Below are 19,105 nucleotides of genomic sequence, written 5' to 3' on the forward strand. Positions count from 1 at the left end.
CACTGACGTGGCAATCGACTCGTTGCAGGACTTCATCGCAGAGATCGACCGGATCGGCGAGCTGGTTCGGATCTCGACGCCGGTGAAGGCGAAGCTGGAGCTGTGCGAGATCGCCGACCGCACCAGCAAGCTGCCGGGTGGCGGGCCGGCGCTGCTGTTCGAGCACGTGATCCTCGACACCGGTGCGCGGTCGCAGTTCCCGGTGGCGATCAACCTGTTCGGCTCGATGACGCGCATGGCGCTGGCGCTCGGGGTGACGGACCTCGACGAGCATGGCGCGCGCATCACGGCGCTGATGAACCTGAAGGTGCCCGATGGCTTCATGGGGAAGCTCGGGCTGCTGCCGCGGCTGCTGGAGGTGTCGAAATTCCCGCCGCGGGTGAAGGGTGGGTCGCCGGCGTGCCAGGAGGTGGTGTGGCGCGGCGACGAGGTCGATCTCGACAGGATTCCGGTCATCACCTGCTGGCCCGAGGATGGCGGGCCGTTCATCACGCTGTCGGCGGTGGTGAGCAAGGATCCGGCGCGCGGCATCCGCAACGTGGGCATGTACCGCGTGCAGAAGCTCGACAGGCGATCGGTCGCGATGCACTGGCAGCGGCACAAGACCGGTGCCGAGCACTTCCGCGAGATGGCCGAGCGTGGCGAGACGATGCCGGTGTGCATCGTGGTCGGCGCCGATCCGGCGAGTGTCTACAGCGCCAGCGCGCCGCTGCCGCCGGCGGTGGACGAGTTCATCTTCGCGGGCTTCCTGCGCCGCGAGCCGGTGACGCTGACGAAGGCGGTGACATGTGACCTGGAGGTGCCGGCCAACGCCGAGCTGGTGATCGAGGGCTACATCGACCCGCGCGAGGAACTGGTGGTGGAGGGGCCGTTCGGCGACCACACGGGCTTCTACTCCGAAGCAGACCTCTATCCGCGCGTCCACGTCACCGCGGTGACGATGCGGAAGAACATGGTCTACGGCACCACCATCGTGGGCAAGCCGCCGATGGAGGACTTCTACCTCGGCCACGCCACCGAACGCATCTTCCTGCCGCTGCTCAAGCTCACCACGCCGGAGATCGTCGACTACCACATGCCGGCCGAGGGAGTGTTCCACAACCTCGTGTTCGTGAGCATTGACAAGAAGTATCCCGGGCACGCCTACAAGGTCATGAACGCGCTCTGGGGCGCGGGACTGATGTCGCTGGCGAAGGTGCTGGTGGTGGTGGACAAGGAGGTCGACGTGCGCAACGTCTCCGAGACCTGGTGGGCGACGCTCAACAACATCGATCCCGAGCGCGACGTCCGCTTCACGATGGGACCGGTGGACGTGCTCGACCACTCGAGTCGCGCCTTCAGCTACGGGAGCAAGATGGGCATCGACGCGACACGGAAGCTCCCCGAGGAGGGGTTCACGCGGCAGTGGCCGCGCGTGATCGAGATGGATGCCGAAACGCGCCGCCGCGTGGATGCGGTCTTCCCGTCGCTCGGCATCGCCGAGGCGTGGAAGCGATGAACGCGCCGCGCGAGGGGCAGACGTTCGCCGGGGCGTCACCGGTCGCGAAGTGGGCCAGCTTCGTCAAGCTGCCGCACACGGTGTTCGCGCTGCCCTTCGCGCTGACGGGGGTCGTGCTGGCCAGCCGCGTCGTGACGCCGACGGTGGGGCAGGTGGGCTGGGTGGTGCTCGCGTTCACGGCAGCGCGGTTCGCGGCGATGGCGTTCAACCGCATCGTGGACCGCGACGTGGATGCCATCAACCCGCGGACGAAGGCGCGCGAGATCCCGAGTGGCGCGCTGCCGCTGGGGCAGGCGAAGCTGAGTGTCGTGCTGGCGGGCGTGCTGTTCATCGCCGCGAGCTGGATGCTCAACCCCCTCTGCGGGATGCTGTCGCCGGTGGCGCTGGCCTGGGTGCTGTTCTACAGCTACTGCAAGCGGTTCACGCGCTGGAGCCACCTCGTGCTCGGCCTCGGGCTCGGCATCGCCCCGGTCGGCGGCTACCTCGCCGTCACCGGCACGTGGGCGTCGCCGGCGTGGATGCTGCCGGTGCTGGCGTGTGCGGTGATGACGTGGTCGGGCGGGTTCGACATCCTGTACGCGCTGCAGGACGTGGCCTTCGACCGCGCCAACCGCCTGTTCTCGCTGCCGGCCGCGCTGGGGGCGCCTCGTGCCCTCACCGTGGCGCGGGTGCTGCACACCGGTACCGTGCTGCTGCTGGCCCTGGTGGGGTGGGCGACCGGCGGGGGCGTGCTGTACGCGGCCGGCGTGGCGGTGGTGGCGATCCTGCTCCTGTACGAGCACTCGCTGGTGAAGCCGGACGACCTCTCCAACCTGAACGCGGCGTTCTTCACCATGAATGGCGTGATCAGCATCTCGTTCTTCGTGTTCGTGCTGCTGGAGCGGCTGCTGCAGCTGCCCAGCCTGGCCACCCTCCTGGCGCGCGCGGCATGAGCGCGCGGCTGCCGATCGTGATGGCGATCACCGGTGCCTCGGGCGCGCCGTATGCGGTGCGCCTGCTGCAGGTGCTGGCGTCGGCGGGCCAGCCGGTCTGGGTGATCGTGTCGTCACACGGGTGGCGCCTGCTGCATTCCGAGTCCGGCATCAGTGACCTGCACGGGCTGCGCGAGCACGTGGGTGGCGACGCCTGGGATGCCAGCGTGACGGTGTTCGATGACAACGACCGCGGTGCCACGCCGGCCAGCGGATCGGCCCGCATGCAGGGCATGGTGATCGTGCCGTGCAGCATGGGCACGATCGCGGCCGTGGCCGCCGGCACCAGCCGCTCGCTGGTGGAGCGTGCCGCCGACGTGATGCTCAAGGAGCGGCGCCCGCTGCTGGTGGTGCCGCGCGAGACGCCGCTCTCGCGCATCCACCTGGAGAACATGCTGCGCATCACCGACGCCGGTGCGGTGGTGATGCCCGCCGCGCCCGGCTTCTACCATCAGCCGGAACGCATCGCCGAGCTGGTGGACTTCATCGTGCAGCGCATCCTCGACCACCTGCGGGTGGACATCGACATCGCACCGCGCTGGGGCGACCCCACGACGTGACCACCGGCACCCACGTGATCGGCCTGGTGTCGGACACGCACGGCATGGTGCGCGCCTCGCTGTTCACCGCGCTCGCCGGCGTGGACCGCATCCTGCACGCCGGCGACGTGGGCCCCGACGGCGTGCTGGCGGAGCTGGAGACCATCGCGCCGGTGCAGGCCGTGTACGGCAACACCGACCGCCCCGGCAACCCGCGACACTCGGCCGAGCTGGTGCTCGACATCGGCGGCGTGAGCGTCCACGTGAGCCACGGGCACGAACTCGGCAGCCCCACGCCCGAAAAGCTGCTCGCCGCCTATCCGCAGCAGGTGCTCGTCTACGGCCACACGCACCGGCAGCTGATCGTGGAATCGGGCGGGCGCCTGGTCGTGAACCCCGGCGCCGCCGGTGCCCGCCGCTTCGACCTGCTGCCGTCCGTTGCCGTGCTCACGATACAAGCGGGCGTGCCCTCCGTCGAGATCGTCGCGCTGGACTGAGATCGTTGGAACTGCACCGACGCAAGGGCGCAAGGCGGCCTTCAGCCGGCGCAAAACAGCACAGAAACTCTGCTTCACGCCTTGGCGTCGGTGTCGCGCCGAGATCATGCGCTGATGTAACTGCTCTGGCAGTTGCAGTTCGCCAAGCACCTACGATGCAACGCTCGTCGCAGGCAGCCGTGATGCGAGCCGACGACTGGCGGTCTTGCGGCGGCCGAAGGCCGCACTGCGTCCTTGCGTCCTGCTGTTTCTGAGCGAAACGGCACTGAACCGTCGCGTTATGCCGCGAGCGGTGGCGCGTCGCCGGGAGACAGGGCAGGCCCGAAGCGGCGATCGAGTTCCCGGCGGAGGAGCCAGACGCTGAAGAACATCTGGAGCGTGACGGTCACCACGCCCAGCCACCAGACGACCGTGGGCGAGAAGTTCGGCTGGCGCGAGAGCCAGAGCGCCGGGAGCACGAAGGTCACGAGGCGCGTGGCGCCGCTGATGAGTGACGGGATCGTGTTGCCGAGCGCCTGGAACATCCCGGAGCAGGTGAAGATCAGTCCCTGCGCGATGAAGTTGAAGCTGGCGATGTGCAGGAACGTCGCGCCCATCGCGATCACCGGCGCTTCCCTGGTGAACAGGGCCAGCACCCGGTCGGCCTGCCACTGGGCGAGGATCGTCGCGACCAGCATCACCGCGCTGCCGAGCAGCGCCGACTTGTGGAACGTCTCTCGCACGCGCTCGGGGTGGTGTGCGCCGACGTTCTGGCCTGCCACCGGTGAGGCGGCGAAGGCGACGGCCATGGCGGGGAGGAAGATCGACTGCATCACGCGCGCCCCCAGGCCGTACCCCGCCTGTGCGGTGGCCCCGAACTGGCGGATCATGAAGTACATGAGCCCCGTCAGCACGAACAGCAGCAGGAACTCCGCCCCCGCCGGCAGGCCGATGCGGAGGATGCGCAGGATGGTCTCGCGCCGCGGCGCGATCTGCGCCATGGCGAGCGTGGCGAAGCGATCACCGCGCAGGAAGTAGATCCACCCCGCCACCACGCCGGCGGCGATGCTGATGGCCGACGAGAGGCCCGCGCCAAGGGTGCCCAGCGGATGCCCCGTGCCCCAGCCGGCGATGAGCACCGGCGCCAGCAGCGCGTTCAGGATCACGGTGCCGATCTGGATCACCATGCCCGGCTTGGCGACACCGGTGCCACGCAGCGCCGAGCCGAGGGTGAGCATCGCGAACTGCAGCGCGAGCGCCGGGATGAAGGCGAGCAGGTAGCGGCGGCCCTGTTCCACCGTCGCGGCGTCGGCCGCCATCGCCTGCATGTACGGGCGCATGAGTGCAAAGCCGAGGACCAGCGTGACCACGCCGCCGATGCCGGACAGGAACAGGCTCTGGTTGAACACGAGCGTGGCATCGTCGCGGTCCTTCCGTCCGCTGGCCTGCGCGATCAGCGCCACCGTCCCCACGCCCAGCACCTGCGTGGCCGCCATCACGATGTACTGCAGCGTCCCCGCCGCGCTCACGCCAGCCAGCGCCGCATCGCCCAGCCCCGCCACGAAGTACAGGTCGATCAGCAGATAGGCCGTCTGGAACAGCATCCCGAACATCATCGGGATCGCCATCCTGATGATGTGCCGGAGGATGGGGCCCTGCGTCAGGTCGTTCATCATCGCTCCGGCGTCGGGACGTCGCAATCTATCCTTCGCTGGCACGCCGCTCCAGACCGTCCAGTGACGTGAGCGGGCGGGAACGGCATGACGCAAAGGCGCAAAGGGCGCGAGGGACGCAAAGGAGTTCGCTCGCAGGGCAACGGTCTTGTGCGTGACAAGAGAAGGAATTGAGGGGAACAGCGATGGCAGTTGCAGTTCTCCAAGCCGTCCCGATGCCCCGAGCTATGCCGACGTCCGCCGTACGCACCGACCTCTTTGCGTCCTTCACGCCCTTTGCGCCTTTGCGTCAAAGCTGTTCACGATCTCAGAGCATCGGCGAAAACAGCCGCGCGAGCCCTTCGAAGAGCCGTCGCGGCAGTGTCTCGCGCCTGAGCGTTGCGGGCGTGACCTCGGTGGACTGGCGCAGGTCGGCCTGAAACATCGCCGCGAGACGCGAGACGGCTGCCTCGCCGTAGCAGATCGCGACCACCTCGAAGTTCAGCCGCAGGCTGCGGTTGTCGAGGTTGGCCGAGCCGACGATCGCGGCGTCGCCGTCCACCACCATCGTCTTGGCGTGCAGTGCCGGCGGGCCGTAGGCGAAGATGCGCACGCCGGCACCGAGCAGTTCCGGGAAGTAGCTGCGCGCCGCGGCGTCCACCAGCTTCTGGTCGCTCTTCGCCGGCACCAGCACCCGCACGTCCACACCGCGCAGCGCGGCCCCGGTCAGCGCAGACTGCATCGACTCGTCGGGCACGAAGTACGGGGTCGAGATCCAGACGCGCTGCCGGGCGGTGGTGATCGCGGCGAAGTAGACGGCATGGATGCTCTGCGGGTGTGCATCCGGCCCCGACGCACAGACCTGCACGAGGTGGTCACCGTCGCCGGTCAGCGGTGGCAGGTACTCGGCACCGTCGATCGCGATGTCGGTGGCGTACTGCCAGTCCTCGAGGAAGGCGAGTGCCAGCGGCGCGACGGCGTCGCCCTCCAGCCGCAGGTGGGTGTCACGCCAGGCCTCGGCGCCCGTCACCGTCGCATCGTGGCAGTCATCGATGTTCATGCCGCCGGTGAAGCCGAGCCGCCCGTCGCAGACGACGATCTTGCGGTGCGTCCGGAAGTTGACGAAGCCGGGACGCATGCGGGGCCCGAACCGCGCGACCTCGATGCCCGCGTCGCGCATCGGCTGCAGGTAGTCCCCGAGTCGCGACGTGCCGAGTCCGTCGAGCAGCAGGCGCACCTGCACGCCGGCCGCCGCCCGCTCGATGAGGGCCGCGCGCAGGCGTCTCGCCACCACCCCGTCGGTGAGGATATAGTACTCGAGGTGCACGTGGTGCCGCGCCGACGCGATCGCGTCCATCATCGCGTCGTACGTGGTGGCACCGTCGTCGAAGATCGTGACGTCCACGCAGGGCAGCGGCGGCGCCTGCTCGGTGCCGGCCGCAATCGCCGCCAGCCGTGCCCCGGTGATGCCGAGCGTGTCGACCGCGCGGGCGCGGTCCGGGCGTGTGCCATGGGCGCGTTCCCGCGGCGCGGCGCGGGCGATCCCGCGCCGCCGCCGCTTGCGATCGAGCCGGCGGGGCCCGAGGAAGTAGTAGACCAGGAAGCCCAGGATCGGCAGCCACGCCATGCCCACGATCCACGCCAGCGTCGCCAGCGGGGGGCGCCGCTCGAGCAGGATGTACATCGACATCCCGATCACCCACACCACCTCGAGCGCGATGGCCCAGTTCGGCAACTCGACGAAGTTCATGCCGTGTGGCTCATGCGCCAAACTGCGCCATCGCCATCGCCGGGGGCAGGGTGCGCGCGAACTCGTCCGCATTCCGCTGGAACCAGCCCGAGAGCAGCAGCAGCTCGTCGATCTCGTGCGTGGGCACCTGGCGCGTGGGGCGCTCCGCGCCGTGGAACACGCGCCGGCACCATTCCGCGAACTCCAGCTGCTCGCGCCGGGTGACGGGCAGCTTCAGGTCGGCGCGCACCGTGCCGCGCTTCACCAGGTAGATGCGCGTCTCGTTGCCATGCCCCGTGACCGGATACGCGAACGTGAGCGTCTCGACGGCAAAGCGCAGCTTCTCGAGCTGGATGCGGAGGATCTCGAGGCGATGCAGCTTGTCGCGGGCCTGCGCCGCCCGCTCGAACTCGAGCGCATCGCTGTGCCGCTGCATGCGCGACGCCAGCGCCAGCAGCGGCCCGTCGCTGGAGCCATCGAGGAAGGCGCGCGCGAGGTCGAGCTGTGTCGCGTACTCGCGTTCCGTGACGGCGCCGACACAGGGGCCGACGCACTTCCCGATCTCGTGCCGGATGCACCCCGGGGTGCGCGGCGTGGCGATCACCGGCAGCTCCGCCTGGTCGCGGAAGTGCATCGGCACGTCGCTGGCGCAGTCGCGCAGGCCCAGCACGTCACTCAGCTCGCGCAGCGCCTCACCCACGCGGCCGGCGCTCAGGTACGGGCCGAAGTAGATGCCCCGCTCGTCGCCCGACGCGTCGCGCGTGACGGTGAACTTCGGCGCCTTGCCGGTGGTGAGCTTCACGAAGCAGTAGTGCCGCGCGTCGCGCTTCATCATCCAGTTGTAGCGCGGCCGGAGCTGCTTGATCAGCCGCAGCTCGCGCAGCAGCGACGCGAACTCGCTCGGCTGGTACTCCCACTCGATGCGCGCGGCACGCCACAGGATGCGGGCGCCCTTGTCGTGCGGCCATTCGGCGCGGAAGTAGCTCAGCAGCCGGGTGCGCAGCTGCTTCGACTTGCCCACGTACAGCACCTCGCCCTCGGCGCCGATGAAGCGGTAGGTGCCGGGACGGTCCTGCGTGCCGGCCTTCACCAGCTCGCGCAGCGCGTCGAGGTCGGTGACAGGCTTGCGCTTCCCCTTCCGCTTGCGCGTGGTGGCGGCGCCATCGGTGGTGTCGTCGAGCAGGAGGTCGACGCTCACGCCCATGTCGGCGGGCGGGAGGCTGGAGCCGGCGGCGGCCTTCGCGGCCTCGAGCTCGGCCAGCGTCACCGCCCGTTCCACGCTCAGCCGCTCGTCACTCCGGCCGCGCGCCGGTGCCACGCCGAAGAGCGCGAACAGGTCTCGCTGCCCGGCGATGGTCCCCTTCACGACTGGCACCGCCAGCAGAACACGGTGGTGCGGCCGTCGATGGCCGCGCTGTCCACCAGCAGCGTGCCGCAGCGGCGGCAGGGCAGGCTCCCGCGCCCGTAGGCCTGCAGGTGGGGCACGAACCCGCCGCGCCCGCCGGTGGCGTCCACGTAGTCGCGGAAGCTGGTGCCGCGCACCGCGATCGACGCCTCGAGCACCTCGCGCAGCGACGACAGCAGCGCGGCCCCCTCGCGATCGGTGAGCGAGGCGGCGGCACGCGACGGGTCGATCCCCGCCATCCAGCACGCCTCGTTCGCGTAGATGTTGCCGACCCCCGCCAGCACCCGCTGATCCATGAGCACCTTCTTGACGGCCTGGCGTGAGTTCCGAAGAGAAGCCGAAAATCGCCCGGCCGTCAGCGCCGGGTCAAGCGGCTCCGGGCCGAGCGGCCGGAGATGGGCGGCCAGTGCGTCCGGGGTGAAGAGCGACACCGTGCCCAGCCGACGGATGTCGCGGTAGTGGAGCCGGCGGCCGTCGGCGAGGCTCAGCGAGAGGGTGATGTACTCCCGGTCGCGGTCGCTGATGTCGGTGGGGACCGTCTCCACCAGCAGCGCGCCGGTGAAACGCGGCTGGACGACGATGGCGTCGCCGCTGGCGAGGTCGAGGATCACCAGCTTGGCCCGCCGGCGGGCGCCGGTGATCGTGGTGCCGGTGAGGCGTGCCCCGAACCCGGCGGCATCGACCCCGCGCAGCACGTCGGCCTTCCGCACCGCGACGCCGGTGATGCGCGCCCCCGTCACCATCGCGTGCAGGTCGCGCGCGATGGTCTCCGTCTCGGGGAGCTCAGGCACCGCGGGCGAGCGCGCGCCAGCCGATGTCGCGGCGGAAGAAGGCGCCGGTGAACTGCACGCCGGCGGCGAGCGCGCCGGAGCGCTGCTGCGCGCCGGCCAGCGTGGTGCCGGTGGCGGTGGCCGCGAGCACGCGACCGCCGCTGGTGACCAGTGTGCCGTCGCGGAGCGTGGTGCCGGCGTGGAAGAGCCAGGTGCCATCGCCCGCGACGGGGAGCGTGATGGCATCGCCGGATCGCGGCGTGCCCGGATAGCCGGCTGCGGCGAGCACCGTGGTGACCACCGCGCGCGCCGGCGCGAACACCGGCACCGGGTGGATCCGCTCACCGCGCGCCACCTGGAGCATCACGTCGATCATCCGGGCATCGTCGGCCAGGGCGGTCAGCACCGCCTGCGTCTCGGGATCGCCGAATCGGCAGTTGAACTCCACCACGCGCGGGCCGGTGGGCGTCAGCATCACGCCGCAGTAGAGCAGGCCGCGGAACGGCGTGCCGCGCTCGCGCATCGCGCGCAGCGTCGGCGTCACGATCGCGTCGAGCACGCGGCGGATGCCGTCCGGCAGGGTGCCGTCACGCCAGGTGTACGCGGCGTCCCCGGCATCGGCGGGACAGTACGCCCCCATGCCACCCGTGTTCGGCCCGGTGTCACCCTCCCCCACGCGCTTGTGATCCTGCGCGGCCGGCAACGGCACCGCCGTCTCGCCGTCGGTGATCACGAACAGCGAGAGTTCCTCGCCGGTCATGAACTCCTCCACCAGCACCTCGGCACCGGCGTCACCGAAGGCGTTGTCCTCGAGCATCGAACCGATGGCGGCGTCTGCCTCGGCGAGCGTCATCGCCACCACCACGCCCTTGCCGGCGGCGAGGCCGCTGGCCTTGATCACCACCGGTGCGCCGAACTGGCGTGCGGCCGCCTTCGCCGAGTCGACGCTGGTGTGCATCGAGGCGCGCGCGGTGGGCACGCCGGCATCTGCCATGATGGCCTTCGCGAAGACCTTCGAGGTCTCGAGCTGTGCCGCCTCACGCGTGGGCCCGAACACGGCGATGCCGTGCGCGACCAGCGCATCGGCGAGTCCGGCCGCCAGCGGCGCCTCGGGGCCGACGATCACGGCATCGACGCGTTCCTGCCAGGCGAGCGTCACCAGGCCCGTGACGTCGGCGGCCGCGGTGGGCACGCAGCGGGCGAGTGCGGCGATCCCGGGGTTGCCCGGTGCGGCCAGCAGGGTGGCGTCGGGATGTTCGTGCCGGATGCGCCAGGCGAGGGCATGTTCGCGGCCTCCGCCGCCGACGAGCAGGAGTTTCATGCGGCCAATCTACCCGGACCCCGCGTGGCGCGGCCGGTGCGGGCGACCGGTACACGAACGCCGGCCCGTCCCGTGGCGGGGACGGACCGGCGTGGCCTGCACCGCGCCGGCAGCCGTCAGCCGCCGGCCTTCCGGCGGAACGCGTCGGCCGCGCGGGCGAAGGAATCTCCGACCTTGCCGAAGGTTTCCCGCGCCTGCTGGCCGTAGTAGTCGGCGGCACCGCGCACGTCATCGGCGTACGTCTGCTGCGGGCCGGCACCGTCACGCCGCGGGTACTCACCACCCACGATCCGTGCATAGGTGCCACTCGCCACCCAGCGCTGCAGCTCGGCCGCACGCACGGTGTTGAACGGGTGCTCGCGGAGGGCCGTGTTGATCGCCTTGAGCAGCGCGTCCCAGGCGCTCCCCTCGCTTTCGTACTCCGCGGCCTGGCGCAGGAACGCGTCGAGGTCGCCCTCACCGGGCGTGATCGAGCCGCCGGCCAGCCGGAAGAAGGTGCGCATGGCCACCGTGGTGTCCTGCACCCCCAGCAGCGCGGCGCGGTCGCAGCTCAGCTCCGCCTTGCGGCTCCACTCCAGCAGCGCGAGCTGGAACGGCATCAGCGCCAGGCCGGCCAGGAACGGGAGTGCGCTGAAGCCGATGGTGCTCACGATCACCGCCAGCGTGCGGTAGGTCATGTGCCCGCTCGCGATGTGGCCCACCTCGTGGGCGATCACGAAGCGCACCTCGTCGTCGCTTAGCGCCGCGATGGTGCCGGTGTTGATCACGATGAATGGCCGCTCGAAGCCGATCGCGCCGGCGTTGACGAGCGGGGTCTGGGTGACGTAGAGGTCCGGGACGCTGGTGACGTCGAGCACCGCGCAGACCTCGCGCAGCATGTGGTAGAGCTTCGGGTGCTGCGTGGGGCCGGTGCGGACCGCGTTGGCCAGGAAGAGGTGGCGCAGGCCGCGCTCACCGAAGAAGCCGGCCACCTTCCGCACGACCTCGTCGAAGCCGGGGAGCTGGCGCAGCGTGTTGAGTGCCGCACGGTCGGCGGGATGCTCCCACGCGGTGGAGGCGATCTGGGGCAGGGGCGTCACGGACATGGCGATCCTCGTCGCTCGGGGAAGACGGTCGGCAGGAGACTCGTGCATGCGAATCGGACAGTGAAGCCGGGCCCCGGTCCCTCCGACACTCAGTCGGGCAAGGAACGGTCCGGCGCCACCCCGTGCCGCAGGGTAGGGACCCTACGGCGGGAGGCGCTGCCCGGTGTCAGCCGCGACGAGGCGGCCTACAGCCCATGGAGCGCCTGCTCCAGGTCACCCAGCAGGTCGTCGGCATCCTCCACGCCGCACGACAGGCGAACCAGCCCTTCCGTGATACCCAACCTCGCGCGCCGTTCCGGCTCCACCGACGCATGCGTCATGCTGGCCGGATGACTGACCAGACTCTCGACCCCACCGAGCGACTCGGCCAGGCTGAAGAGGCGCACGCGGTCCAGCATGGTCTTGACCCGCTCCCGCGTCCCGAGCTCGATCGAGATCATCCCGCCGAAGCCCGACATCTGTCGCGCCGCGAGCGCATGCTGTGGGTGCGATTCCAGTCCCGCGTAGAGCACCCGCTCGTGGCCCAGCCGCCCCGCCAGCCAGGCGGCGATGCGCCGGCCATTCGCGTCATGCGCCTGCATGCGGATCGCGAGCGTCTTGGTGCCGCGCAGGCAGAGCCAGGCGTCGAACGGCCCGGGCACCGCACCGGCCGCATTGAGGATGAACTGGAGCCGCGTCGCCAGCTCCTCGTCGGACGTGACGGCGATGCCGCCGATCATGTCGCTGTGCCCGTTGAGGTACTTGGTGCTGGAGTGCCAGACGACATCCGCGCCCAGTTCCAGCGGACGCTGGAAGATCGGTGTCGCGAAGGTGTTGTCCACGATGGTGAGCGCGCCCGCCCGCTTCGCGATGGCCGCGGCGGCCGCGAGGTCCGTCAGCCGCATCAGGGGATTCGTCGGCGTTTCCAGCATCAGCGCGCGGGTGGCCGGCGTGACGGCGTCGGCGATGCGCGCCGGATCACGCGTGTCGACATAGCTGAATGTGAGGCCAAACTGCTGCAGCAGCTTGTCGAACAGCCGGTACGTGCCGCCATACACGTTCTCGCCGACGACGATGTGGTCGCCCGACCTGAACAGCATCATCAGGCTGGTGAGGCACCCCATCCCGCTGCCGAAGGCAAAGCCGTGCGTCGCCCCTTCCAGCGCCGCGACGTTGCGCTCGAGCGCCTCACGGGTCGGGTTCTTGCCCCGGGCGTACTCGTAGCCGCGATGCACGCCGAACTCTTCATGCACGTACGTGCTGGTCAGGTAGAGGGGCGTCATGATCGCACCACAGGTGGGATCGGGACGCTGGCCGGCATGGATCGCGCGCGTGGACGGACCGTCGCGCAGGTCGGTGTCGAGGATGCGGGTCATCGGGATCGGAATGGGGTTGGGGCGAATCGTAACCCCGCGTCTGGCCCCTCGCACGGCGGCCCGCAGGACGCCGCGTGACCGGCGTCCTGGCCCTCGACCTGGCCTCCACCGCCGGCCTCGATCCGTTCGCCACCGCCACCGTGCCCCGCTGCCTGGTGGTGGATGACGAGCCGCGCCTCCGCCAGATCCTCGTGCGCGTGATGCGCGCCGACGGCTTCATCGTCGACGAGGCCAGCAATGGCGAGGAGGCGGTGCGCCGCATGGAGGAGTGCCCCTCCACCCTCATCCTCACCGACATCGAGATGCCGAAGATGGACGGCTTCTCACTGCTGCGTGAGCTGCGCCAGCGCTGGCCCGACGCCGCCGTCATGATGATCAGCGGCAACGGCGACGTGCAGACGGCCGTGAGCTGCCTCTCCGTCGGCGCCCTCGATTACCTCACCAAGCCCTTCCACCTGGAGGAGGTGCGCGCGCGCATCACCTCCGTGCTCGAACGGCGGCGCCTGGTGCTGGAGAACCGTGAGTACCAGACGCGGCTGGAGCAGAAGGTCCAGGCCCAGGCCCGCCGCATCGAGCAGCAGTTCCTGGGCGGCGTGCAGGCCCTCGCCGAGGCGCTCGAAGCCAAGGACCCGTACACCCATGGCCACAGCGTGCGCGTGAGCCAGTACGCCACCGCCATCGCCCGCCGGCTCGACCTGCCCCCCGCCGTGGTGCGCGCCGTCACCCTCGGCGGCCGCCTGCATGACATCGGCAAGATCGGCGTCCGCGAGGAGATCCTCACCAAGCCCGCCCGCCTCACACCGGAGGAGTACGCGCACGTCATGACGCACCCGATCGTGGGGTGGCGCATCCTCTCGGCCATGGTCGTGGACCAGCCGGAGCTGCTGAACATCGTGCGCTGGCACCACGAGCGCATGGACGGCGCCGGCCTCCCCGACGGGCTCACCGGCACCGAGATCCCGCTCGAGGCGCGCATCGTGTCGGTCGCCGACAGCTTCGATGCGATGACCAGTGGCCGCCGCTACCGCGACGACGGGGGCAAGGTGCTGCCCGATGCCCTCATGGAGCTGCGCCGCTGCGCCGGATCGCAGTTCGATGCGGATTGCGTCGGCGCCTTCATCGACGCCATCGACTCGGGCGAGATCGCGCTGCTGCCGCGCACCGACCTGCCGCAGTAGCGCCGCGACAGGCGCGGCTACGCCACGATCGTGATCCGCGTCGGCTGCTTGTACGACGCGAGGTGCGACTCGCACCAGTGGCGCACGGCCTCCGCCGTCACCGCCCCGTGCACGGTGACGTCGATCTCGTTCTCGCGGGTCGATTCCGGCGTGGCGGTGACCTCGACGCGCGTCACCCCAGGCAGCGCCCCGATCACGCCTTCCAGCTCGGTCGGGAAGATGTTGAACCCGTTGCGGGTGAACATCCGCTTGATCACGCCCTCGAAGGTGACGACGCCCTCGGCATCCATGCTGCCCAGGTCCCCGGTCTGCAGCCAGCCGTCGGTGCGTTGCAGGCCCTCCTCACCGCCGGAGACGTAGCCGGGCCCGACCAGCGGGCCGCGCACGCAGATCTCCCCGCTGCTGCCGACCGGCAGCTCGGCGGCGCTGACCGGCGCCCGCACGCTCACCTCAGCCCCCGGGTAAGGGATGCCGAGGGTGCCGATGCGGTTGGGGCGGTCCACGCGGTTGAACAGGCAGACCGGTCCGGCCTCGGTCAGCCCGTAGCCCTGGCGCAGTGGCGAACCGGTGGCCGTCTCCCACTTCCGCTGCACCCACACCGGCAGCGGGGCGCCGCCGCAGATGCAGAGACGGAGGGCGGGGACGTCGATGGTCCCGCCGCGACGCTCGATCGCCGAGAGCATCGCGATGAACACCGCAGGCACCCCCACCAGCATGGTGATCGACTGGTCGACCAGCAGCTCCACCGCCTTCAGGGGATTGAAGCGCGGCATCGTCGTCACGCGCGCGCCGGCCAGGAGTGGCGCGGTGAGGGTGACGGTCATGCCGAAGAGGTGGCTCCACGGCAGGAGCGCCAGCACGTGGTCCGCCAAACCGAGCTCGGCGGCATCGACCGTGGCGATGGCGTTGGCGAGGAGGTTCCGGTGCGTGAGGATCGCGCCCAGCGGCCGGCCGGCCATGGCCGAGGTGTAGACGACGGCAGCCTCCTCGTCGCTGCCCTCGGTTTCGGTGTCGCCTTCGAGCGACAGCCCGATGTGTGCCCCCAGGTCCACCACCGAGGCGTGGCCGTCGAGGATCACGGTCGCATGGCGCGGCGCGTCGTCGAGCAGCACCACCGGCAGGGTGTCGGGGAGACGGTCGGCGAACGGGGCGATGGTGAACACGGCGCCGACATCGGCGTCATGGCACTGGGCGGCGAGCTCGGCCCTGGAGCAGAGCGGGTTGAGCAGCACCGCACCCCGCCCCTCACTGGCGGCGAGGCCCACCAGGAACTGCGGCGAGGTGGGGAGGAGCAGGGCTGCGCGACGGCCGTACAGCCGCCTGGCGAGCGGGGCGCTGCGTTGCAGCAGCGTCAGTCCCGCCCCGACCAGCTGGGCCGCCGGATGCCCATCGATCGTCCCGCCGTGAGCGCCTGCGGCAAGGGGAAGCAGCGCTAATGGATTGCTCATGGTTCCGGATTGGGCGAAATTTCGCGGCAGGCTGCAGGTCGGGCGCGGAACGTAGCAGTCCATCGTGACGCGTCACAGCACACGGGCGTCCTTGCACGCATCCTCCCGGCCCGGGAGGGGCCTTGTCGCAGGCGTCCGGTATTGCAGCCGGTGGCACCGGGGACGACGGTCCCCGCCACTCGATCCACCCACCCAGAACGTGTTCAATGTCATCATTTGAAGGGTTGATGGTCTCGGTGTCTGGCATCCGCGGCCGCGTCGGAGCGGGGCTGACCCCGGAAGTGGTCGCCACCTACGCTGCCGGCTTCGGAGCCTGGGCGACCGGCAGGACGCCGGGCCGCCCCATCGTGGTCGGCCGTGACAGCCGCGTCTCGGGTCCGATGTTCCATCGCGTGGTGCTGTCCGCGCTGGAGTCGGTGGGGTGCCAGGTGATCGACATCGGCGTGGTGCCCACTCCAACGGTCCAGCTCGCCGTGGAGCACCATCATGCCGCCGGCGGCCTCGCGATCACCGCCAGCCACAACCCGGTGGAATGGAATGCGCTCAAGTTCATCGGACCCTCGGGGCTGTTCCTCGACCAGGCCGACAGCCTGAGCTTCCGCGCCGCAACCGACGCCGGCTTCGCCCGGGCAACCTGGGACAGGCTTGGCGCCACCACCCTGGACACCGGGGCCGTACAGCGGCACCTCGACCTGATCCTGGCGCTGGACTACCTCGACGTGCCGGCGTTGCGGGCCCGGAAGCTGAAGGTCGCGCTCGATTGCGTCCGCGGTGCCGGCTACCCGATCATGAGTGCGCTGCTGCACGCCCTCGGGTGCGAGGTGACGGCCATCCACACCGAGGCCGACGGTCGCTTCCCGCACGCCCCCGAGCCGATCGCCGAGAACCTCGGCGACCTCTCGGCGTTGGTCCGGCAGAGCGGAGCCGACATCGGCCTGGCGGTGGACCCGGATGTCGACCGCCTCGCCATCGTTGATGAGCTCGGTTCGCCGATCGGGGAGGACTACACGCTGGCCTTCGCCACCGCCCTCGTGCTCCGCAAGCGGCCGGGTGTGGTCGTGACGAATCTCTCGACCTCTCGTGTGGTCGAGGACGCCGCGATCGCCGCCGGCCAGCGCTGCGTGCTCTCGCCGGTGGGCGAGGCCAATGTCGCGGCCTGCATGAAGGCGGAACGGGCGGCCATCGGCGGGGAAGGGAACGGCGGCGTGATCCTGCCGGACCTCCATCTCGGCCGGGATGCCCCGGCCGGCGCCGCGCTGGTGCTGCAATTGCTGTGTAGTTCCGGCATGACGCCGTCGCAACTCAAGGCGGCGTCCCCGCGCTACGAGATCGTGAAGGACAAGCTGGACCGTCCGGATGCACCGCTGGGCGAGGTGTACGCCGCCCTGCGGGCCGCCTTCCCGGACGCGACGGTGGATGTGCAGGATGGGCTGCGGCTGTCGTGGCCGGACCGGTGGGTGCACGTGCGCCCGTCCGGCACGGAGCCGATCGTGCGGGTGATCGCCGAGGCGCCCACGCGGGCGGAGGCGGAAGCCCTGGTGTCGCAGTCGCGGGAACCGCTGGATGAACTCGTGCGCGCTCCTGCGCGCTGAGCGCCGGACTCAATAGTCACCTCGAAGGGCAACCAACATGTGTGGAATCGTCGGATACGTCGGGACCAGGGAATCGACCCCGCTGCTGCTGGAAGGGCTGCGTCGCCTCGAGTACCGCGGCTATGACTCGGCGGGTGTCGCGACCATGAACGGCAGTGGCGTGGAGATGCGCCGTGCCGCCGGCAAGATCGCGAAGCTCGAGAAGGCCATCCTCGACGAGCCGACGCACGGCTCGGTCGGCATCGCGCACACGCGCTGGGCCACCCACGGCCCGCCGACCGAGAAGAACGCCCATCCCCACATGGACGAGGACAAGACGATCGCCGTGGTCCACAACGGCATCATCGAGAACTCCTCCTCGCTCAAGCGCTCGCTCGAGGCCCGGGGCCACGTCTTCTCCTCCGACACCGACACCGAGGTGCTGTCACACCTGATCGAGGAGCTCTTCGACGGGAGCCTGGAGGATGCGGTGGTGCAGGCGCTCAAGCGCGTCGAGGGCACCTACGGCATCGCCGTGATCTCCAGCCGTGACAAGGACAAGATCGTGGCCGCCCGCAAGGGCAGCCCGCTGCTGATCGGCGTGGGCAAGGACGAGTGGTTCGTGGCCAGCGACGTCTCGGCCATCCTCTCGCACACCCGCGACGTGGTGTACCTCGAGGACGGCGACGTGGCGGTGCTCACCCGCACCGGGTTCCGCGTCATCGACCACTCGCAGAGCACCGTCACGAAGGTGATCAGCAAGATCGACTGGGACATCGACCAGATCGAGCGCGGCGGATACGCGCACTTCATGCTGAAGGAGATCTTCGAGCAGCCGGTGACGATCGAGAACACCATGCGCGGCCGCATGCTGCAGGAGGAGGGGACGGCCAAGCTGGGCGGCCTGAACCTGACCGACGAGCAGCTGCTGAAGATCGACAACATCGTCATCACGGCCTGCGGCACCTCGTGGCACTCGGCGCTGATCGGCGAGCAGCTCCTCGAGGAGTTCGCCCGCATCCCGGTGGAGGTCGAGTACGCCTCGGAATTCCGCTACAAGAACCCGATCATCACCGACCGCACGCTCTGCGTGGTGATCTCGCAGTCGGGTGAGACGGCCGACACGCTGGCGGCGCTGCGCGAGGCGAAGGCCCGCGGCGCCAAGACGCTCGGCCTGGTGAACGTGGTGGGCTCGACGATCGCCCGCGAGGCCGACGGCGGCATCTACCTGCACGCCGGCCCCGAGATCGGCGTCGCGAGCACGAAGGCGTTCACCAGCCAGGTGATCGCGCTCACGCTGCTGGCGCTCAAGCTCGGCCGCCTGCGCACCATGAGCATCCTGCAGGGCCGCCAGGTCATCGCCGCGCTGTCGGCACTGCCGGGCCAGATCAAGGAGATCCTCGAGCGCGCCAGCGACGTGGAGGCGGTGGCCGAGGAGTTCAAGCGGGCGCAGAACTTCCTGTACCTGGGCCGCGGCTACAACTTCCCGAGTGCGCTGGAAGGCGCGCTGAAGCTCAAGGAAATCAGCTACATCCACGCCGAGGGCTACCCCGCGGCCGAGATGAAGCACGGGCCGATCGCGCTCATCGACGAGATGATGCCGGTGGTGTTCATCGCCCCGCACGACGCCGTGTTCGACAAGGTCGTGAGCAACGTGCAGGAGGTGAAGGCACGCAAGGGCACCGTGGTCGCCATCACCACCCGCGAGGAGGAGTCGCTCGAGGGGCTGCTGGACTACGAGTTCCGCGTGCCGGAGACGATGGACATGCTGACGCCGATCCTGGCGTCGGTGCCGCTCCAGCTGCTCGCCTACTACATCGCGGTCAAGCGAGGCTGCAACGTCGACCAGCCGCGCAACCTGGCCAAGTCGGTGACGGTGGAGTAACGCACCGCTCCTGGTTCCTCACGAACGCACGCCCCGGTCACCGGGACGTGCGTTCGTGCGTTGCGGGCATCGGGACGGCGGCAGGCGCTGCCACGGCCGGCGCCGCCCGCGGCGCGAACACACCCGTTCACCACCGGGTACGCGCGCTTCGTCTCACCGCGATTGCCGCGCCCGCCACCGCGGCGTACCCTCGGTGCACGGGAACGGCACGCCGGCGAACGC

General features: G+C 70.1%; 15 protein-coding genes. 7 read left to right on the plus strand and 8 right to left on the minus strand.

The genetic code is table 11. From position 1 onward, the window contains the following. Positions 1-7: 7 nt before the first annotated feature. The 4 genes from IT355_00610 to IT355_00625 are packed head-to-tail and all read left to right on the plus strand — an operon-like array spanning position 8 to position 3,505. Positions 8-1,498, plus strand: coding sequence for a menaquinone biosynthesis decarboxylase (locus IT355_00610; protein MCC7051733.1), 1,491 nt, complete (start codon positions 8-10; stop codon positions 1,496-1,498). Further along, positions 1,495-2,430 (plus strand): UbiA family prenyltransferase, encoded by a 936-nt coding sequence (locus IT355_00615; GenBank protein ID MCC7051734.1) that lies wholly within the window; start codon positions 1,495-1,497, stop codon positions 2,428-2,430. The genes IT355_00610 and IT355_00615 overlap by 4 nt, the downstream gene beginning before the upstream one ends. After that, on the plus strand, positions 2,427-3,029 hold the full coding sequence (locus IT355_00620; protein ID MCC7051735.1) for a UbiX family flavin prenyltransferase: 603 nt from the start codon (positions 2,427-2,429) through the stop codon (positions 3,027-3,029). The genes IT355_00615 and IT355_00620 overlap by 4 nt, the downstream gene beginning before the upstream one ends. Then, a complete protein-coding gene (locus IT355_00625) occupies positions 3,026-3,505 on the plus strand; it encodes a metallophosphoesterase family protein (protein MCC7051736.1) in 480 nt (159 codons plus the stop codon). The genes IT355_00620 and IT355_00625 overlap by 4 nt, the downstream gene beginning before the upstream one ends. A 278-nt stretch (positions 3,506-3,783) precedes the next feature. Here IT355_00625 and IT355_00630 read toward each other — a convergent pair whose 3' ends face one another. The 7 genes from IT355_00630 to IT355_00660 form a co-directional block, all read right to left on the minus strand. Then, entirely contained in the window at positions 3,784-5,157 is a 1,374-nt protein-coding gene (locus IT355_00630) for an MATE family efflux transporter (protein ID MCC7051737.1), read from the minus strand. Between the two features lie 307 nt (positions 5,158-5,464). Further along, positions 5,465-6,886, minus strand: a complete 1,422-nt coding sequence (gene cls / locus IT355_00635) for a cardiolipin synthase (protein ID MCC7051738.1) — start codon at positions 6,884-6,886, stop codon at positions 5,465-5,467. A gap of 10 nt (positions 6,887-6,896) precedes the next feature. Beyond that, positions 6,897-8,231, minus strand: coding sequence for a GIY-YIG nuclease family protein (locus IT355_00640; GenBank protein MCC7051739.1), 1,335 nt, complete (start codon positions 8,229-8,231; stop codon positions 6,897-6,899). Then, the gene (mutM, locus tag IT355_00645; protein ID MCC7051740.1) at positions 8,228-9,061 is read right to left on the minus strand and encodes a bifunctional DNA-formamidopyrimidine glycosylase/DNA-(apurinic or apyrimidinic site) lyase; all 834 of its coding nucleotides are present in this window, start codon (positions 9,059-9,061) and stop codon (positions 8,228-8,230) included. The genes IT355_00640 and mutM overlap by 4 nt, the downstream gene beginning before the upstream one ends. Beyond that, positions 9,054-10,361 (minus strand): phosphoribosylamine--glycine ligase, encoded by a 1,308-nt coding sequence (gene purD, locus IT355_00650; GenBank protein MCC7051741.1) that lies wholly within the window; start codon positions 10,359-10,361, stop codon positions 9,054-9,056. Before purD ends, mutM begins: the two co-directional genes overlap by 8 nt. Positions 10,362-10,477: 116 nt before the next feature. Further along, positions 10,478-11,446, minus strand: coding sequence for a M48 family metallopeptidase (locus tag IT355_00655; protein ID MCC7051742.1), 969 nt, complete (start codon positions 11,444-11,446; stop codon positions 10,478-10,480). A 185-nt stretch (positions 11,447-11,631) separates the two neighbouring features. Continuing rightward, entirely contained in the window at positions 11,632-12,801 is a 1,170-nt protein-coding gene (locus IT355_00660; GenBank protein ID MCC7051743.1) for a PLP-dependent transferase, read from the minus strand. Positions 12,802-12,875: 74 nt separating this feature from the next. Here IT355_00660 and IT355_00665 point away from each other — a divergent pair, with 74 nt between their 5' ends. Then, positions 12,876-13,979, plus strand: a complete 1,104-nt coding sequence (locus IT355_00665; GenBank protein ID MCC7051744.1) for a response regulator — start codon at positions 12,876-12,878, stop codon at positions 13,977-13,979. Between the two features lie 17 nt (positions 13,980-13,996). Here IT355_00665 and IT355_00670 read toward each other — a convergent pair whose 3' ends face one another. Further along, a complete protein-coding gene (locus IT355_00670) occupies positions 13,997-15,427 on the minus strand; it encodes an AMP-binding protein (protein ID MCC7051745.1) in 1,431 nt (476 codons plus the stop codon). A gap of 206 nt (positions 15,428-15,633) precedes the next feature. Between IT355_00670 and glmM the strand changes: the two genes are divergently transcribed. Together glmM and glmS are read left to right on the plus strand one after the other, a co-directional pair. After that, a complete protein-coding gene (glmM, locus tag IT355_00675; GenBank protein ID MCC7051746.1) occupies positions 15,634-17,019 on the plus strand; it encodes a phosphoglucosamine mutase in 1,386 nt (461 codons plus the stop codon). Between the two features lie 37 nt (positions 17,020-17,056). Then, positions 17,057-18,883: a glutamine--fructose-6-phosphate transaminase (isomerizing) gene (glmS, locus tag IT355_00680; protein MCC7051747.1), complete on the plus strand. Its 1,827-nt coding sequence runs from the start codon at positions 17,057-17,059 to the stop codon at positions 18,881-18,883. Positions 18,884-19,105 lie beyond the last annotated feature (222 nt).

Source organism: Gemmatimonadaceae bacterium, from assembly GCA_020851035.1.
In the GTDB taxonomy this organism is placed as follows: domain Bacteria; phylum Gemmatimonadota; class Gemmatimonadetes; order Gemmatimonadales; family Gemmatimonadaceae; genus JACMLX01.

Excerpts from the sequence above, each read along its gene's own strand:
- IT355_00615 (MCC7051734.1), top strand. The coding sequence starts at position 1,495 with ATGAACGCGCCGCGCGAGGGGCAGACGTTCGCCGGGGCGTCACCGGTC.
- IT355_00620 (MCC7051735.1), top strand. The coding sequence starts at position 2,427 with ATGAGCGCGCGGCTGCCGATCGTGATGGCGATCACCGGTGCCTCGGGC.
- IT355_00630 (MCC7051737.1), bottom strand. The coding sequence starts at position 5,157 with ATGAACGACCTGACGCAGGGCCCCATCCTCCGGCACATCATCAGGATG.
- cls (MCC7051738.1), bottom strand. The coding sequence starts at position 6,886 with ATGAACTTCGTCGAGTTGCCGAACTGGGCCATCGCGCTCGAGGTGGTG.
- purD (MCC7051741.1), bottom strand. The coding sequence starts at position 10,361 with ATGAAACTCCTGCTCGTCGGCGGCGGAGGCCGCGAACATGCCCTCGCC.
- IT355_00655 (MCC7051742.1), bottom strand. The coding sequence starts at position 11,446 with ATGTCCGTGACGCCCCTGCCCCAGATCGCCTCCACCGCGTGGGAGCAT.
- IT355_00660 (MCC7051743.1), bottom strand. The coding sequence starts at position 12,801 with ATGACCCGCATCCTCGACACCGACCTGCGCGACGGTCCGTCCACGCGC.
- IT355_00670 (MCC7051745.1), bottom strand. The coding sequence starts at position 15,427 with ATGAGCAATCCATTAGCGCTGCTTCCCCTTGCCGCAGGCGCTCACGGC.
- glmM (MCC7051746.1), top strand. The coding sequence starts at position 15,634 with ATGTCATCATTTGAAGGGTTGATGGTCTCGGTGTCTGGCATCCGCGGC.
- glmS (MCC7051747.1), top strand. The coding sequence starts at position 17,057 with ATGTGTGGAATCGTCGGATACGTCGGGACCAGGGAATCGACCCCGCTG.